14 protein-coding genes are annotated in these 17,110 nt (G+C 66.6%); 7 read left to right on the top strand and 7 right to left on the bottom strand.

What is annotated here, in order from left to right:
* The 7 genes from ACV22W_RS27280 to ACV22W_RS27250 all read left to right on the top strand — a co-directional run bounded on the left by ACV22W_RS27280 (position 1) and on the right by ACV22W_RS27250 (position 9,158).
* Entirely contained in the window at positions 1 to 1,608 is a 1,608-nt protein-coding gene (locus tag ACV22W_RS27280) for a carboxyl transferase domain-containing protein (RefSeq protein ID WP_059532490.1), read from the top strand.
* Between the two features lie 19 nt (positions 1,609 to 1,627).
* Positions 1,628 to 2,413, top strand: a complete 786-nt coding sequence (locus tag ACV22W_RS27275) for an enoyl-CoA hydratase/isomerase family protein (protein ID WP_448022622.1) — start codon at positions 1,628 to 1,630, stop codon at positions 2,411 to 2,413.
* 36 nt (positions 2,414 to 2,449) lie between these two features.
* Positions 2,450 to 4,450 (top strand): acetyl/propionyl/methylcrotonyl-CoA carboxylase subunit alpha, encoded by a 2,001-nt coding sequence (locus ACV22W_RS27270; RefSeq protein ID WP_448022621.1) that lies wholly within the window; start codon positions 2,450 to 2,452, stop codon positions 4,448 to 4,450.
* A gap of 232 nt (positions 4,451 to 4,682) precedes the next feature.
* On the top strand, positions 4,683 to 5,807 hold the full coding sequence (locus ACV22W_RS27265; RefSeq protein ID WP_448022620.1) for an ISAs1 family transposase: 1,125 nt from the start codon (positions 4,683 to 4,685) through the stop codon (positions 5,805 to 5,807).
* A 150-nt stretch (positions 5,808 to 5,957) separates the two neighbouring features.
* Positions 5,958 to 7,100, top strand: coding sequence for a DUF2827 domain-containing protein (locus ACV22W_RS27260; protein WP_448022619.1), 1,143 nt, complete (start codon positions 5,958 to 5,960; stop codon positions 7,098 to 7,100).
* Between the two features lie 751 nt (positions 7,101 to 7,851).
* On the top strand, positions 7,852 to 8,655 hold the full coding sequence (locus ACV22W_RS27255; protein WP_448022618.1) for an EAL domain-containing protein: 804 nt from the start codon (positions 7,852 to 7,854) through the stop codon (positions 8,653 to 8,655).
* Between the two features lie 62 nt (positions 8,656 to 8,717).
* Positions 8,718 to 9,158 (top strand): hypothetical protein, encoded by a 441-nt coding sequence (locus ACV22W_RS27250; RefSeq protein ID WP_448022617.1) that lies wholly within the window; start codon positions 8,718 to 8,720, stop codon positions 9,156 to 9,158.
* Positions 9,159 to 9,200: 42 nt separating this feature from the next.
* Here the strand turns inward: ACV22W_RS27250 and ACV22W_RS27245 are convergent, their stop codons facing one another.
* The 7 genes from ACV22W_RS27245 to ACV22W_RS27215 all read right to left on the bottom strand — a co-directional run.
* On the bottom strand, positions 9,201 to 9,587 hold the full coding sequence (locus ACV22W_RS27245) for a hypothetical protein (protein WP_448022616.1): 387 nt from the start codon (positions 9,585 to 9,587) through the stop codon (positions 9,201 to 9,203).
* Between the two features lie 162 nt (positions 9,588 to 9,749).
* Positions 9,750 to 10,886, bottom strand: a complete 1,137-nt coding sequence (locus ACV22W_RS27240; RefSeq protein ID WP_448022615.1) for a DUF2827 family protein — start codon at positions 10,884 to 10,886, stop codon at positions 9,750 to 9,752.
* 28 nt (positions 10,887 to 10,914) lie between these two features.
* Complete coding sequence (locus ACV22W_RS27235) at positions 10,915 to 11,382, bottom strand: DUF4019 domain-containing protein (RefSeq protein WP_448022614.1); 468 nt, start codon at positions 11,380 to 11,382, stop codon at positions 10,915 to 10,917.
* A 25-nt stretch (positions 11,383 to 11,407) separates the two neighbouring features.
* The gene (locus tag ACV22W_RS27230; protein WP_448022613.1) at positions 11,408 to 12,562 is read right to left on the bottom strand and encodes a DUF2827 domain-containing protein; all 1,155 of its coding nucleotides are present in this window, start codon (positions 12,560 to 12,562) and stop codon (positions 11,408 to 11,410) included.
* 14 nt (positions 12,563 to 12,576) lie between these two features.
* Positions 12,577 to 13,722 (bottom strand): DUF2827 domain-containing protein, encoded by a 1,146-nt coding sequence (locus tag ACV22W_RS27225; protein WP_448022612.1) that lies wholly within the window; start codon positions 13,720 to 13,722, stop codon positions 12,577 to 12,579.
* A 398-nt stretch (positions 13,723 to 14,120) separates the two neighbouring features.
* Positions 14,121 to 14,795 (bottom strand): OmpA family protein, encoded by a 675-nt coding sequence (locus ACV22W_RS27220; protein WP_448022611.1) that lies wholly within the window; start codon positions 14,793 to 14,795, stop codon positions 14,121 to 14,123.
* A gap of 123 nt (positions 14,796 to 14,918) precedes the next feature.
* Positions 14,919 to 17,110 (bottom strand): YadA family autotransporter adhesin (locus tag ACV22W_RS27215; protein ID WP_448022610.1); only part of this gene is annotated, 2,192 nt, incomplete at its 5' end.

Below are 17,110 nucleotides of genomic sequence, written 5' to 3'. Positions count from 1 at the left end.
ATGCCGATCATCGAATCGAAACTGAATCCGCGTTCGGAAGATTTCCGCGCCAACGCCGCGGCGCTGGAGGCGGTCGTCGCCGACCTGCGCGCGAAGATCGAACAGCTCGCGCAAGGCGGCGGCCAGGCCGCGCGCGACAAGCACCTGTCGCGCGGCAAGCTGCTGCCGCGCGACCGCATCGCGCAGCTGCTCGATCCGGGTGCGCCGTTCCTCGAGCTGTCGCAGCTCGCGGCGAACGGCATGTACAACGACGACGCGCCAGGCGCGGGCGTGATCACCGGGATCGGCCGGATCGCTGGCCGCGAGTGCGTGATCGTATGCAACGACGCGACGGTCAAGGGCGGCACCTACTACCCGATGACCGTGAAGAAGCACGTGCGCGCGCAGGAAATCGCCGCCGAAAACCGGCTGCCGTGCGTGTACCTCGTCGATTCGGGCGGCGCGAACCTGCCGAACCAGGACGACGTGTTTCCCGATCGCGACCACTTCGGCCGCATCTTTTTCAACCAGGCAACGATGTCCGCCGCGGGTATCGCGCAGATCGCGGTCGTGATGGGCTCGTGCACGGCGGGCGGCGCGTATGTGCCGGCGATGAGCGACGAGTCGATCATCGTGAAGAACCAGGGCACGATTTTCCTCGGCGGCCCGCCGCTCGTGAAGGCCGCGACCGGCGAGGAAGTGAGCGCGGAGGATCTCGGCGGCGGCGACGTGCACACGCGACTGTCGGGCGTGGCCGACCATCTCGCGCAGAACGACGCACATGCGCTGTCGATTGCGCGCAGCATCGTCGGTCATCTCGCGCCGAAGATCGCGTCACCGGTGGCGGTGCGCGAGCCGAAGCCGCCGCGCTACGACGCGAAGAGCCTGTACGGCGTAATTCCGGTCGACACGCGCAAGCCGTTCGACGTGCGCGAAGTGATCGCGCGCATCGTCGACGATTCGGAGTTCGATGAATTCAAGGCACGCTTCGGCACGACGCTCGTCACGGGCTTCGCGCACATCTGGGGCCATCCGGTCGGGATCGTCGCGAACAACGGCATCCTGTTCTCCGAATCGGCTGTGAAGGGCGCGCATTTCATCGAGCTGTGCTGCCAGCGCAAGATTCCGCTCGTGTTCCTGCAGAACATCACGGGCTTCATGGTCGGCCGCAAGTACGAGAACGAAGGCATCGCGCGCCATGGCGCGAAGATGGTGACGGCCGTGTCGAACGCGAAGGTGCCGAAGTTCACGGTGATCATCGGCGGCTCGTTCGGCGCGGGCAACTACGGGATGTGCGGCCGCGCGTTCGGCCCGCGCTTTCTGTGGATGTGGCCGAATGCGCGGATCTCGGTGATGGGCGGCGAGCAGGCCGCATCGGTGCTCGCGACCGTGCGCCGCGACGGCATCGAGGCGAAGGGCGGCACGTGGTCGGCCGAGGACGAGGATGCCTTCAAGCAGCCGATCCGCGACCAATACGAGCGCCAGGGGCATCCGTATTACGCGAGCGCGCGGCTGTGGGACGACGGCGTGATCGACCCCGCGCAGACGCGCGACGTGCTGGGTCTCGGCCTCGCCGCGTCGATGAACGCGCCGATCGACGACACGCGCTTCGGCGTGTTCCGCATGTAACGGCCGGGAGGACTGACCGATGCGATACGAAACGATCAAGGTAAGCGAGGCCGGCCGCGTGGCGACCGTCACGCTCGCGCGGCCCGACGTGCGCAACGCGTTCAACGAGACGACGATCGCCGAGCTCACCACCGCGTTCGAGTGGCTCGATGCGCACGCCGGCGTGCGCGCGGTCGTGCTCGCGGCGGAAGGCGCCGCGTTCTGCGCGGGCGCGGACCTGAACTGGATGAAGAAGATGGCCGGTTACTCGGACGACGAGAACCGCGCCGACGCGCGCAAGCTCGCGCGGATGCTCGAGGCGATCCATCGCTGCGGCAAGCCGGTGATCGCGCGCGTGCACGGCGATGCGTATGCGGGCGGCGTGGGCCTCGTCGCGGCGGCCGACATCGCGATCGCCGCCGACGGCGCGAAGTTCTGCCTGTCCGAAGCGCGGCTCGGGCTGATTCCGGCAACGATCGCACCGTACGTCGTGCGTGCGATGGGCGAGCGCGCGGCGCGTCGCTACTTCACGACGGCCGAAGTGTTCGACAGCGCGCGCGCCGCGTCCCTCGGCTTCATTCACGATGCCGTGCCGGCCGAGGCGCTCGACGAAACGGTCGCGAAGCTGGCCGCGACGCTCGTCGCGAACGGCCCCGACGCGGTGCGGGCATGCAAGCGGCTCGTCGCCGACGTGGCCGGCCGGCCGCTCGACGCAACGCTGATCGAGCAGACCGCCGAGTGGATCGCGCGGACCCGCGCCGGCGCGGAAGCGCGTGAAGGGATCGCGTCCTTCCTCGAGAAACGCACGCCTTCGTGGCGTGAATGACGGCGTGCCCCTAACTTTCCGGACGACACCGAAGCCATGTTCGACAAGATTCTGATCGCCAACCGCGGCGAGATCGCCTGCCGCGTCGCCGCGACGTGCAAACGTCTCGGGATCGCGAGCGTCGCCGTCTATTCCGACGCGGACGCGAACGCGAAGCACGTCGCCGCATGCGACGAGGCCGTGCACATCGGCGGCTCCGCGGCCGCGGACAGCTACCTGCGCATCGAGCGCATCATCGAGGCCGCGCGCGCGACCGGCGCGCAGGCCATCCATCCGGGCTACGGTTTCCTGTCCGAGAACGAGGATTTCGCGCACGCGTGCGAAGCGGCCGGCATCGCGTTCATCGGGCCGCCGGTCGACGCGATCGCGGCGATGGGCTCGAAGGCCGCCGCGAAGGCGCTGATGCACGCGGCCGCGGTGCCGCTCGTCCCCGGCTATCACGGCGACGACCAGGACGCGGCCCACCTGCATCGCGAAGCCGACGAAATCGGCTACCCGGTGCTACTGAAGGCGAGCGCGGGCGGCGGCGGCAAGGGCATGCGCGTGGTCGAGCGTTCCGATGATTTCCCCGCCGCGCTCGCGTCGTGCCAGCGCGAGGCCGCGAGCAGCTTCGGCAACGATCGCGTGCTGATCGAGAAATACCTGACGCGCCCGCGTCACGTCGAAGTGCAGGTGTTCGGCGACTCGCACGGCAACACCGTCTACCTGTTCGACCGCGACTGCTCGGTGCAGCGCCGTCACCAGAAGGTGCTCGAGGAAGCGCCGGCGCCGGGGCTGCACGAAGACGTGCGCGAGGCGATGGGCGAAGCGGCTGTCGCGGCCGCGCGTGCGGTGAATTACGTCGGCGCGGGCACCGTCGAATTCATCATGACGGGCGAAGCGTTCTACTTCATGGAAATGAACACGCGCCTGCAGGTCGAGCATCCGGTCACCGAGATGGTCACGGGGCTCGATCTCGTCGAGTGGCAACTGCGCGTCGCAGCGGGTGAACCGCTGCCGCTGCGGCAGGAGGAACTGCGCGTGCAGGGCCACGCGATCGAGGCGCGTCTCTATGCGGAGAATCCCGCGCGCGGCTTCCTGCCGTCCACCGGCACGCTGAAGCACCTGCGGCTGCCGGACGGCGTCGAGTTCGCGATCGGCGCGCCGGTGCGCGTCGACAGCGGCGTGCGCGAAGGCGATGCGATCACGCCGTTCTACGATCCGATGATCGCGAAGCTGATCGTGCACGGCGCGGACCGCGCGGAAGCGCTTGGCCGGATGCTGCGCGCGCTGCGGGCATGCGAGGTGGTCGGCCTGCACACGAACGCCGCGTTCCTGCAGCGGATCGTCACCTGCGCGCCGTTCGCGATCGCCGATCTCGACACGGGCCTGATCGAGCGCAACCACGCTGCGCTGTTCGCGCCGCAACGGCCGCCGCGCGCGACGCTCGCGCTGGCCTGCGCGGCGCTGCTCGCGCGCGAGCACGATGCGGCCGCACGGGACGGCGCGTCGCCGTGGCGCGCGCTGCCGGACTGGCGGCTGAACGGCGGCTATCGCCGCACGCTCGAATGGCACGCGCCCGAACGCGAAGCGGACGTGACGGTCACCTACCTGGACGACGGCGGCAGCACGCGCATCGCCACCGGCGACGCGGCCGCGCAGCCGTTCGCATGGGCACGCGGCGTCACGCCGCTCGACTTCGACGTAACGCTCGACGGCGTGCGCAGCAGCGGCCGCGTGTATGCGGACGGCGACAGTTTCCACGTGTTCACGCAGGGTGTCGCCGAGACGTTCGAATGGCGCAACGTGCTCGCGCACGCCGGCGATGCCGAGCATGGCGGCGGCCGCCTGACCGCGCCGATGCCCGGCAAGGTGATCGCGGTGCTGGTCGAGCCGGGCCAGAAGGTCGAGGCCGGCACGCCGCTGATCGTGATGGAAGCGATGAAGATGGAGCACACGATCGGCGCGCCGGGCGCGGGCGTCGTCGCCGAAGTGCTGTACGGCGTCGGCGACCAGGTCGCGGATGGCGCGCAGCTGCTGATGATGGCGGAAGGCTGACCGGGGCGTGCGTCGCGCACGGGCCGGCGTGGCGCCTCGCGGCGCGACGCCGGCCTTGTCGCATCTGGCGCCGGCGGTGTGCATGGCATGCCTTGCGGTGCGCCCGGTCGCCAACCGGCACCGTTGGCGCAGGGCAATCGCATGAAGGGGCGTTAACAATCAAGGAGTTACGCGCGGGGTTGTAAACCGAGGCGAATCAAGCGTTTACTACTATCTTTTGCGGAGGCATCGGATGGAGGAAACGCAAGCCTTGAGCATCGAAGACGCGTTCGGCGAGTTACGCGATCCGCGCAGCCGAACGCCTGCGCACGACCTGTCAGAGATGCTGGTGGTGGCGCTGTGCGCGATTCTCTCGGGAGCGGATAGGTGGGTAGCCATTCAGATCTGGGGTGAAGAGAAACTGGAGTGGCTACGCGGCTACGTGCCGCTGCGCAACGGCATCCCGTCCCACGACACGTTTGGACGGGTGTTCGCGGCCCTGAACCCACGTCAGTTCGAGGCGTGCTTCACGCGCTGGATGAGCGGTGCGTTTCCAACCTTGTCCGGCGAGGTCATCGCGATCGACGGCAAGACGGTCCGTGGCTCGCATCGCAATGGGGAGCGTGCCATCCACCTTGTTTCGGCCTTTGGAAGCGGCCTGGGCGTTGTACTGGGGCAGGTGCGCACGGCCGACAAGAGTAACGAGATCACGGCGATTCCGGAACTGCTCGATGCACTAGTGCTCAAGGGCGCAATCGTGACGATCGACGCGATGGGCTGCCAGCAAGCGATTGCCCGGCAGCTCGTCACGAGCGGTGCCGATTATGTGTTGGCGGTCAAGGAGAACCAACCGACGCTGCTGGTGGAAATTCGCTCGACGCTCGAAGCCATCGACCGACTCCGGTCCGAAGATCGATGGGACTGTTCGAGTGAATATCGGGAGGTCGAGAAGGACCACGGCCGGATCGAAACACGTCGTTGCCTGGTCAGTGATGTGATGAACACATGGCGCGCGGCCGCGCTCTGGCCGGGCATGCGCTCGATCGCTATGGTCGAGGCCACGCGCGAGATCGGCGAGACGGTGTCGGTCGAGCGCCGATATTACGTGAGCAGCCTGCCCGCCGATGCAACGCGCATTGCACACGCCGTACGCTCGCACTGGCGGATCGAGAACTCGATGCACTGGGTGCTCGACGTGGCGTTCGGCGAAGATCAATGCAGGGTGCGGGTCGAACATGCGGCGCAGAACTTTGCAATTCTGCGCCGCATCACGATGAACCTGCTGCGCAAGGACACGCAAACCAAGGCGGGTCTCAAAATCCGCCGGCTCAAGGCCGCCACCAGCGACAACTATCGCGCTCAACTCCTTGGCTGGTAAGCCCCTTCATGCGATTGCCCTGGCTTTTGGCACCGCGTATGACCATGCATGACAGTCTGGCGGCCGGTACTCCGCTAGACTGGAGGATTGTTCGCGCGGCCGCGTGCCGCGCGCTACACTGCGACCATTCAACCTCCCATCCCGCCGACGATGACGTCTCCTGTCCTGAACGGCCTGCGCATCGGTATCACGATCGGTCTGCGCACCCCCGACGAAAGCCTGTGGATCAACGGCATCAAGCAGAACGCGCTGTTTCTCGCGAAGCTGCTGATGGCGTCGCCGCACGGCTACCGCGTGACGCTGGTCAACACGACCGACGTGCCGCTCACCGACGCGCTGCCGTGGGATCGCACCGTGTACGACACGCGTGCGTTCGCGGACATGAAGGATGCGCTCGACGTGGTGATCGAACTCGGCGGCCAGATCGACGCCGCGCAGACGGCTTATCTGAAAGCGCGCGGCGCGAAGATCGTCAGCTACTGCTGCGGCGTCGAGTACATCAACGCGATGGAATCGATGCTGTTCGGCCGCCGGCTGTGGGATTCCCTGTTCATCAACCGCGGCTACGACGAAGTGTGGGCGATTCCGCAGATCGCGCCGTCGTCGCTGCCGTTCCTGCAGTCGCTGCGCCGCTGCCCGGGGCGCGTCGTGCCGTTCGTGTGGGATCCGATGTTCCTCGACGCGCGTGCCGCATCGCTGCCCGAGCACGGCGAGTACCGCCCGCGCAGCGAGCCGGGCAAGCGGCTCACGGTGATGGAGCCGAACCACAACGTCGTGAAGTTCTGCGTGTACCCGATGCTGATCATCGACGAAGCGTATCGCCGCGACCCCGATGCGATCTGCTTCGCGCACGTGACGAACGCCGATCGTCTCGCGCACGACAGCCCGGAGTTCGTGATGCTGATGAACTACCTGGACATCGTGCGCGCCGGCAAGGCGAGCTTCGTCGGTCGCTTCGACACGCCGCTGTTCCTGGCCGACCTGACCGACATCGTGGTGTCGCATCAATGGTCGAACCCGCTCAACTACTTCTATTTCGACGTGTGCTGGCAGGGCTATCCGCTCGTGCACAACGCGAGCCTCGCGCCCGACCTCGGCTACTACTACCCGGACAATGACGTGCAGAAGGGCGCGGAGGCGCTGCTGCACGCGCTGCACACGCACGACGACGACTGGGAAGGGTACACGCGGCGCCAGCGCGAGATCCTTGGCCGCTATACGTCGGCGAACCCCGCGCTCGTCGCCGAATACGACGTGCTGCTCGCGAACCTGATCGGCGCGACGGCGGCGTGAGGTTGCGCGTGCCGCAAGCCGTCGTCCGGATCGTCTCCGGTTAATGTCTGAAGAAATAGTGCCCATTAAAAAAGAAACCGTCGAACCGGGGAAGATTCGACGGTTTTGAAGGCACGAATCTGACGGCTCCGAGGGAAGTCCGTCAGAAATTATTTTAGAGGTTAACAAGCCGAAAGGATTGTTAAAGATCTTTCAATCCGTGATCGTTTTGTAATTCGCCTCGATATTGTTGCGTTTGACTTGTCTAATTAATATTCAGGCATTATCAATGTCGTTTGAAACGGCAGAATTGAACTCCGCGGAGATCGAATGTGCTGCGATACGCCAATGTCGATGCGATCCCGTTCGTTGTGGCGCATTCGGGCGGCGCGTTCGGACAGGATTTCGTCAATAGGCCATTCATCATACCAAACACAGGAAATCCGATAATTAAACGGAGCCTTGCGGTAAATCGCATTTTTCGGGAAATGGTCGGTGGATAAAAATAAACGATATCGAGCGATGCTCCGCGGATGATTTTGTGTAATCTGCCGCACTGTGGCCGACGTGCATGCGTGGTGTATTTTCCGTGTTTGAATATCGTTGACAATATCTGGTTTGACGGCGCGACTAAATAAAAAGTACGCTCCCGGAAAAGATCGAAACAAGAGGATGGGCCGGGTAGGCGGTGGCGCGTGTCGTAGTCGGCTCGCGCCATATGTATCGAGAGCGCGGGCCGTCATCGGCGGTCCGACATTTGCCGGAGCGCCGGATGAATGCGGTCGAACCTCGCCTGGAGGCGAACAGCGTAGCGAATCAGGACGAGATCGATCTCGTATTCGCCGCGCATGACGATCACCCCGACCTCGCGTCGGTACGCAGTTTCGTCGAAAGCCGGCTCGGATTCGCGCGCGAGCCGGTCTGCCGCGCCGACCTGTCGGGCGGCGTGCTGTATCACGAATGCCTCGCGCGGCTGCGCTGGGGATCGCGCGATGCATTGCCGCCGCTCGCGTTCCTGCCGCGCCTCGAATCGCTCGGGCTGATGCGCTGGTTCGACCGGCTCGTGGTGGGCCGGACGATCGACGCGCTGCGCGCCGATCCGAAGGCCGTGTATGGCTGCAACGTCGCGGCGATGAGTGCGGTGGTGGACGACGCGTGGCTGGCCATTTTCAGGCGGCTCGAGCGCGAGCCGTCGGTCGCGGCGCGGCTGGTCGTCGAGATTACCGAGACCGGGCCGCTGAATCCCGTCGCGGGCCGGTCGTTCGTGAACCGGTTTCGCCAGGCCGGGTGCCGCGTCGCGATCGACGACTTCGGCGTCGGCTTCAGCGCGCTGAACAATCTGGTGGTCGGCAACCCCGATATCGTGAAGCTCGACAGGTCCGTCCTGTCGCTGATCAAGCGCAACGCGATCGGGCGTTACCAGTTTCGCCGGCTGATCGCGTTTGCGCACGAAAGCGCGAGGCACGTCGTCGTCGAAGGCGTGGAGAACGAGATCGACCGGCAGATCATCCTGGATTCCGGCGTCGCCTGGGCGCAGGGCATCCGCTTTACATGGCGGTCACCGGCCGCCGCATGACGCCGCGGTGCGGGCGCGGCGCGCCGGCATCGGGCAACGAAGGATTGCAAAGGGGCGTGGGTATGGCGACGAAGAAGGCCGGGCACGGAACGGGCACGCAGGCGGTCGATGCGCGCGAACTCGTCGCGATCGCCGAACTGGCCGACATGCTGTGGCAGCTCGGCGCCGAATCGATCGATGCGCCACTCGACGTCGCACCGTATCTCGATGGCCTCAAGGCCGTTGCGCACCGTATTCGCCGGATGAAGCCGCTCGACGCCGACGGCCGCGAACTCGCGGCGCGGCACTACTATGCCGGCGTGTTTGCGGGCGCCTGCGGCGACGATTCGGCGATTGCGCGCGGCGTATCCGGCAGCCTCGCGCGGCACGCAGGCCAGGTCAGCCGTGCCGCGCTCCGCTGTTTCGCGGGGCTTGCGCGGATCGGACGCCGGCATGGCCGCCTGTTCGCGACGCACGGCGGCGATCGCGTGCCGCCCTGGCGCTCGCTCGCGCGTCGCGCCTGACGTGCGCCGATCGCGGGCGTGCGGCGCCTGGCAAGCGCTCCGTCAGTCTTTCCCGAATCCCCCGAGCACGAGCGCCAGCGCGCGATCGACCGCATCGTCCCATTGGCCCGGATGCGCGGCCCGCACGATCCGGATGCCCGGATACAGCGCGGTACGCGAGCTGGTTTCCCAGCGCGCATCGGCTTTCGGGCTCAGCAGCAGGACCGCCGGCACGCCCAACGCTCCGGCCAGATGGATGTGCGCGGTGCAGGTGGTGACCACGGCATCCATCGCGAGCATCAGCGCGGCCAGATCGCTGAAATCGCCGATCGCGTGATGCGGGAACGTGACCGGCAGATCCGACGGCTCGGACTGCGCGGCGGTCAGCACGTTCTCGCTGGCGAGGGTCGCGCGCGCGGCTTCGTCGCGCCGGCCCGCACGCAGCAGCACCGAGCGCGCGAGTTCGATACGACCGCGCAGCGCGTCGGGTCTTGATCAGCGCGTCGGCCTGCCGCGTGCTGTGCCGGTCGATGACGAACGGGCCGTGGATCGAATCGACCACGACGAAGTTGCGGACGGCCTGCCTCATGAACGGATGGCGGACGGATGCGCTCAGCCGAGCGCGCGCCCGGCGAACAGGCGCTGGATCTGCTCGGAATACGCGCGAACGTTGTGGTCGGCGAGCGTGTCGACCTGCTGCAGACAGCGGCGGGCCGCCGCGGCGTAATCGTCGAGCCGCGCGTCGTGCGTTTGCGCGGCGGTCGCGATCGCGCGCGCCGCGTCGAAGATCTCGAAGTCCGGGTAGTAATAGCCGACGTCGCGCAGGAACGGCGAGTTGTGCACGAGCGGGTAGTTGCCGTACAGCGCGTCGTACAGCAGGTAGTTCAGCCCGTTTTCCCAGTGGTGCGACACGACGATGTCGGCGTGATGCGCGGCCCACGCGACGAACGGCGCGCGCACGTCGGCCGTCGCCTTGCCGTCGCGCACCATCTCGAGCCCGAGCGCGAGATGCTTGAAGGCGACGTTTTCCTTCTTGTCGAACGTGTTGGTCATGTACACGTGCTCGATCAGCTCCGGGCGCTCGACGTAGCACGCATTCGCGGCCAGCATCGGCACGATCGAACTCTTCACGACGTTCAGGTTCGGTTCGAAGAATGCGATGCGCTTGGCCGGGCCGTGATTGCGATAGCCGAAGCGCGCCTTCAGTTCGGGATCGGTGTCGAGGCTGCGTTCGATGAAGTACGGCGACCAGATGTGCGGCAGCTCGATCACCGGCGCGCGATACACGGCCTGGAAGTAGGCCGCGCACGTGTGCATGTGTTGCGGGTTGGTCCAGATCTCGTCGAACTGCACGCGGTTCGGGTTCGGCCGCCAGTTGTTCTTCTCGAAGTTGATCGTCTCGACCGCGATCACGTAGTCGTTGCCGAAGCGGTACGACACGCACTTGCCGCCGCACTGGCGCACCGCGTCCGTGTGCGACGGATCGATGAACGCGTTCATCTCGATCAGCAGGTCGGTCTGGTGGACGATCTCCGACAGCGGCCGCAGCGCGTCGCCGAACGCGTCCATCATCAGCGCCTGCGGGTAATCGGTGATGCCGTCGTCGTGCGCGAGCCACACTTCGCCGATCAGCGGCGAGCGTTTCAGCAGCATGTACAGGTACACGCAATGCTGGTTCGCGCCGTTGTACCAGATCGACTGCGCCGCGTCGCGCTGCACGTTCATCGTAATCGCGACATTGATTTTCATCGGCGGCTCCGGGTGGACGGTGCGCAGTTCAAGGCGTGTAGTTCTGAGACTGACGCGGCACGTAGCCGGTCAGGTGCCAGCGGCCGTCGTCGTCGAGGCGAAAGCTCAGCTTTTCGTACACGGTCGTTCCGGTCGTGAGTGTCGTCGCATAGTCGACATTCGCATAAAGCCCGTCGGGCGTCGACGATGAATTCGTGTAGCGAATTCGCGTGATCTGCGCCCAGCCGCGATGACTGACCATGCCGACCGACTGGCGCGCGCGCTGCATGTCCTGGGCGAACTGGTCCTGCTTGAGGCGGGCCTTCACGAACGCGGCGGAGTCGTTCCACACCGCGCCGTACTGGCCTGCGTCGAGCTGTTTGAAGACCGCATCGGCATCGCGCAGTAGCGCGTCGGCCGATTCGCCGCCGGGTTGCGCGTGCGCACCGATCGCGATCGACGCGATGGCGCAGCCGATCAGCCATTTCGTGCGGGAGAGGGGCGGGTGTGTGTTCATGCCGGCGTGCGGAGGAGGCGGCGCGTCATGCGTCGCGATAGAGCGACGCAATCGCGTCGGAATATGCGGCGACGTTGTCGGGGTTGTAGATGCTGACCGAATCGAGCACGTGCTTCGATTGCTCGCGGTACGCGTCGAGGTTCGCATCGTGCCCGGCGAACGCCTGCAGCAGCGCACGTCCGCCGGCCTGGCAATCGAAGTCCGGATAGAAATACCCGGCCTTGCCGAGGAACGGCGAGTTGTGGATCAGCGGATAGTCGCCGTACAGCAGTTCGTAGTACAGGTAGTTCTGCGCGTTTTCCCACGTGTGCGACACCACCGCGTCGCCGTAGGCGGCCATGAATTCGTACACCGCATAGCGGCTTTCGAACGTCGTGATCCCGTGGTTGACGATGTCCAGGCTCTTCGCGAAGTGAACGAAGGTCGCATGTTCCTTCAGGTGCAGCGTATTGCACACGCGTACGAACTCGAGGAACTTCGGATTCGCGCGGTACGCCTCTTCCGTGACCAGCATCGGGATGATGCTCGTCTTCACCATGCAGATGTTCGGCTCGAACATCGTCACGCGCCAGCGCGGCTTGCCGGGCTGATAGCCGAACGACAAACCGGCGCCGAGCGTTGCACGCGCCTTGTCGAACAGCATCGGATGCCAGATGTGCGGGACGATCGTCACCGGCGCGCGCAGGCCCGTCTGGTAATAGTGCAGGCACGAGCGCTCGAATTCCGGAATCGTCCACACCGCGTCGTACGGCGCGCCCGAGAACAGGAAGCCCGACGGCTTGTCGAACATCGCGCGCTCGATGTCGATCACGTAGTCGTTGCCGACCCGCATCGTGACGACCTTTCCGCCGCGGTCGCGGAACGCGCGCAGGTAGTCGGCGCCGAACTGCGCGCTCATTTCGATCAGCACGTCGCAGCGCTCCAGCGCTTCATCCATGGACAGGAGCGGCACGTCCCATTCGCCGAGCATCATCTGCGGATCGGCGACCTGTTCGCCGCCGTTCACCATCACGGCTTCGGCGACGAGCGGCGACTGGCGCAGCAGCAGGATCAGCAGCAGGCAGTTCTGGAAGATGCCGTTTTCCCACAGCGACTGGCCGGCGCCGCGCACGAACAGCGACACGCCGACGACGAGACGCTTGCCCTCGCCGGGCGCTTGACGGGCTTTGGAGTCCGACATGCGTATGCTCCGGTTCAGGCGACCAGGCGCGCGACGAACGCGTCCAGGTTCGCGGGGTTGTCGATCGAGACCGACTGCAGCAGCCGGCCGGCTTTCGCACGATAGTCGTCGAGCCGCTCGTCGTGATGCAGCCATGCATCGCGCAGCGCCTGACCACCGCCGGCGGAATCGAAATCCGGGTAGTAGTAGCCGGCGTCGCCGAGCAGCGTCGAGTTGTGGATCAGCGGATAGCCGCCGTACAGCACGTCGTAGTACAGATAGTTCTGCGCGTTTTCCCAGTGGTGGGACACGACGGCGTCCGCGTGGCGCGCCATGAAGCCCGGCAGGTCGATGCGCGGCTCGAACGTCGCCTTTTGCTGGCGCACGAGGTCGAGGCTGTTCGCGAAGTGCACGAACGTCGGATGCGCCTTCATCTGCATCGAGTTGACGACGAACAGATGCCGCACCGCGTCCGGTTGTGCGCGGTAGAACTCGTCGCACGCGAGCATCGGATAGTGGCAGGACTTCACGACCGAGATGTTCGGCTCGAGCGTGGCGAGATTCCAGGGACGCCGGCCCGGCCGATAGCCGAACGTCAGGCCCTCGCTCGCCAGCGCGGCGATGCGGCGATCGAGGAAGTACGGCGACCACAGATGCGGAATCGTGAAGACCGGCGCGCGCGTGAGCGTGCGCAACAGCGGCACGTCGATCTTCTGCGACTTCTCGAGCACCCACACTTCGTCGAACTGCGTGCCATTGAAGATGTGTCCCGACGGTTTGCCGAAGATCGGCGTTTCGGCGAGACCGCTGTAGGTATGGCCGACGTAGCACGCGACGAGCTTCGTGCCGAGCGCCTTTACGTGCCGCATCCATTCGGCCGGCAACTGCGCGCCCATTTCGATCACGACGTCGAGTTCGTGCGTGACGTCGGAAGGCTTCACGAGCGGCACGTCGAGGCCGTCGAGTTCGAGGCCGGTCGGCAGTGCGTTGGCGTCGCCGCCGTTCAGGAAATAGACGGGGCCGACGCGATCGGAGCGCTTGAGCATCATCGCGAGGTACGCGATGTTCTGGTGAATCCCGTTTTCCCAGATCGCCTGGCCGTCCCGCGCAAACAGTGAGATGCCGACGGCCGGCCGTTGCTTGCGGGTGCCGCCCGAGGCGGCTTGATTGATGTCCGTCACCGGTTGGTTTCCTCTGCGGCGTCGTGCGTTCGGCCGTGGCCGCGAAACGGCGCGCCGCGGATTGTCGTGGTCGCGTTCGCGCCGGCGCGCACTGGAATGTGCGTCGAGCGGCGCGGATCGCGAGGCGGCCGCAGGATTCCGGGGTGTCGTCGGGCGGGTCTGGCACGGCGCGCGACGCGGTCGGAACGCTCCGGCAGCTGTCTGCGGCGATTGTGGCACGGAAGGCGCCGTTTTGTGGAGGGGCCTGACGAACTTTGACATAGCCGCCGGCACGGGAGCCGGGGCCCCGGCGAAGCGGGGTCGACGGGGGCAGCAGGGTGCCGCGGGGCAACAACGCCCTGCCGGTGAGGGCCGTCGTGCGCAGGCGCGAGGGCGCCCGGGCCGCGACGGCCGGCTGCTCAGCGCTGCAGCGAGATCTCGACGCGGCGGTTGCTCGCGCGGCCTTCGGCCGTCGCGTTGGACGCGACCGGATCGGCGCTGCCGCGGCCCGTGACCGACACGGACTGCGCTTTCAGCCCGTGCGCCTTCAGGTAGCTTGCGACGGTTTCCGCGCGGCGCTTCGACAGCGCGAGATTGGCGGCGTTGCTGCCGACCGAATCCGTATGGCCGGTGACCGTCACCTGCGTGTACGTGCGGTCTTCGCGTTCGCTCAGCAGCTTGTCGAGCGATGCGCGCGCGGCCGGCGGGAGCGTGGCCAGGCCCGTCGCGAACAGCGCGTCGCCCGCGAGGTTCACATGTTCGACCGCCGCGGGTGCGGGGGCCGGCGCCGGCTCGGCGGCCGACGCTGCCGCGGCCGGCGCGGCACCGCACTGGAATACGAGCGTCGCGGGATCCGAGCCGTCGCGCAGCGCGCGGGCCGCGTCGACGGTGCGCACCGGCTGGTCGCCGCAGATCTTGCGGGCGGCCTTCATGCAGGTCTGCGGGCCCGACAGCAGGCCGTGGCAATCCACCTGGAAGGTACGCACGCCGTCGCGCGGCTGCAGTTCGGATGCGCTGAAGGTCGGGCCGGATGCGGTCGAGCACGCGGCGAGGGCCGTTGCGGAAAGTGCGAGCGCAAGAGCGAGTTTGTTCACGATTACGTCCTCAATGCTTGGGTTGACTGAAGCCCGCCACGCGTTGCGCGGCGGGCTCGTCCTGCCGTCGGGGCCGCCCGCCGCCGTCCGGCTCGTGAGCCGGCGGCGTGGCGGCGCGACGCGTTACTTCCACTGGTACAGCATGCCGGCGCCGATCACCTTCTGACCGCCACTGAAGCCGCCGTTGATCGACGCCTTCAGGTTCTCCGTGATGCGCGCCTGCATGTTGACCGCCATCGCCTTCTGACCCAGGAACGACGCGGTGCCGACACCCATCCCGAAGTTGGCGTCGCGGTCGAGCTGCGGGATCGACGCCATCGCGCCGACGGCCGCGATACCCTGCTTCGCCATCTGGTCGGTCTGCTGCAGTTGCGAACCCAGCGAGTTGATCTGCGCCTGCTGGCCCGACAGTGCCGTCGACAGTGTCGTCTGAACCTGCGTCAGCTGGTTCACGTTCACCGCGTCGGTGCCTTGCGTACCCGGCGCGACGTTCGTGATCTGGCGCTGCTGCGTGTCGCTACCGACCGACACCACGTTCGAACGGCCGCCGTCGTTCGAATTTGCGCCGATCGCCACCGAATTCGAGCCGGCGGTGACCGTGGGGCGGTCGGAGCCGGTGCCGTTCATGTCGGCCGCGACGGCGGTGCTGTTCGCCGAGCGCGTCGTGTTGTTGTTGATCGTGGTCGACAACTGGTACACCTGATCGCCGAGATTCGTCACGCCGGTCGACAGCGACGCCACCGTGCTGTTCGTCGTGCTCAGGCCGGTCGACAGAGAGCCGATGCCGGTCGACGTCGACGTGGACAGCGACGTGAGGTTGCTGTTCGTCGAGCTGAGGCCCGTCGACAGCGAGTTGATCGCAGTCGAGGTCGACGTGGACAGCGACGTGAGGTTGCTGTTGGTCGAGCTCAGGCCCGTGGACAGCGAACCGATGCCGGTCGACAGCGACGAGATGTTCGACGCGGTCGACGTCGACAGGCTGTTGACCGCCTGGTTCGTCGCGTTGAGCTGGCTGCCGTTGATCGCGTCCGTGCTGGTGGCCGATACCTGGCCTGCCGCGACGTTCGTGATCTGGCGTTCCGCACCGGGTGCGCCGACGCTGAAGACGCCCACCGGCGAGGTACCGTAGAACGGGTACGTCACACCGCCGATCGTGACGCTGGACACGCCGACAGCGTTGCCCGTAGTCGAGTTGGCGCCCATTGCGATCGAGTTGGCGACGTTGGCCTGGGCGTTCGTGCCGAAGGCGAGTGCATCCGCGGCCGTGGCCGACGCACCCGAGCCGTAGGCCTGGGCGCCGGTCGCGCTCGCGACAGCCTTGTTGCCGAGCGCGATCGTGTTGTCAGCGGTGGCCTGGTTCGAGCTGCCGAGGGCGAGCGCGCTGTTGCCGGTTGCCGTGTTCGCGTTGCCGAGCGCCACCGCGCCGGTGCCGGTCGCCGTGTCGTTCGCGCCCATCGCCACCGCGCCGGTGCCCGTTGCGATGCTCGGGTCGCCGATCGCGACCGCGCCGTCGCCGCTTGCCGTGTTGCCGGAGCCGATCGACACTGCCTTGCCGCCCGTGGCCGATGCGTTCTGGCCGATGGCGACCGCGCCGGTCGACTGTGCGTTCGAGCCGTCGCCGACTGCCACGCTGCTGGCGCCTGCCGCGCTGGCGTTCACGCCGGCTGCGAGCGAGTTGACGCCCGTCGCGCCATCGTTGGCGTAGTTGCCTTGCTGCGTGCCGTTGTCGTTGACGCTGTAGTAGTGCGTCTTCGCGGCTTCGATCGCGGTCGACGTCGAGGTCGACAGCGACGTGATCGAGCTGGTTGCCGAGCTGAGGCCGGTCGACGTCGAGGTCGACAGCGACAGCACCGTGCTGTCGGTCGAGCTCAGGCTGGTCGACAGCGAGCTGAGGCCGGTCGAGGTCGACGTCGACAGTGACGTGACCGTGCTGTCTGTCGAGCTGAGGCCCGTGGACAGCGAGCTGATGCCGGTCGAAGTCGACGTGGACAGCGACGTGATCGTGCTGTTGGTCGAGCTGAGGCCGGTGGACAGCGAGCTGATGCCGGTCGAGGTCGACGTGGACAGCGACGAGATTGTGCTGTTGGTCGAGCTGAGGCCCGTGGACAGCGAGTTGATGCCGGTCGAGGTCGACGTCGAGAGCGAGCTGATCGAGCTGGTTGCCGACGAGAGGCCGGTCGACGTGGAGGTCGAGAGCGAAGCGACCGTGCTGTCGGTTGAGCTGAGGCCCGTGGACAGCGAATTGATGCCCGTCGAGGTCGACGTGGACAACGAGCCGATCGAGCTGGTTGCCGACGAGAGGCCCGTCGACGTGG

The organism is Burkholderia sp. AW49-1, from assembly GCF_053427845.1.
The sequence above is the reverse complement of the archived record's forward strand: the minus strand, read 5'-3'. Positions and strand labels throughout refer to the sequence as shown.

What these genes read in the sequence shown, in the direction of transcription:
- ACV22W_RS27270 (WP_448022621.1), top strand. Translation starts at nt 2,450, where the DNA reads ATGTTCGACAAGATTCTGATCGCCAACCGCGGCGAGATCGCCTGCCGC.
- ACV22W_RS27240 (WP_448022615.1), bottom strand. Translation starts at nt 10,886, where the DNA reads ATGAAAATCAATGTCGCGATTACGATGAACGTGCAGCGCGACGCGGCG.
- ACV22W_RS27260 (WP_448022619.1), top strand. Translation starts at nt 5,958, where the DNA reads ATGACGTCTCCTGTCCTGAACGGCCTGCGCATCGGTATCACGATCGGT.
- ACV22W_RS27235 (WP_448022614.1), bottom strand. Translation starts at nt 11,382, where the DNA reads ATGAACACACACCCGCCCCTCTCCCGCACGAAATGGCTGATCGGCTGC.
- ACV22W_RS27255 (WP_448022618.1), top strand. Translation starts at nt 7,852, where the DNA reads ATGAATGCGGTCGAACCTCGCCTGGAGGCGAACAGCGTAGCGAATCAG.
- ACV22W_RS27250 (WP_448022617.1), top strand. Translation starts at nt 8,718, where the DNA reads ATGGCGACGAAGAAGGCCGGGCACGGAACGGGCACGCAGGCGGTCGAT.
- ACV22W_RS27275 (WP_448022622.1), top strand. Translation starts at nt 1,628, where the DNA reads ATGCGATACGAAACGATCAAGGTAAGCGAGGCCGGCCGCGTGGCGACC.
- ACV22W_RS27230 (WP_448022613.1), bottom strand. Translation starts at nt 12,562, where the DNA reads ATGTCGGACTCCAAAGCCCGTCAAGCGCCCGGCGAGGGCAAGCGTCTC.
- ACV22W_RS27265 (WP_448022620.1), top strand. Translation starts at nt 4,683, where the DNA reads ATGGAGGAAACGCAAGCCTTGAGCATCGAAGACGCGTTCGGCGAGTTA.
- ACV22W_RS27280 (WP_059532490.1), top strand. Translation starts at nt 1, where the DNA reads ATGCCGATCATCGAATCGAAACTGAATCCGCGTTCGGAAGATTTCCGC.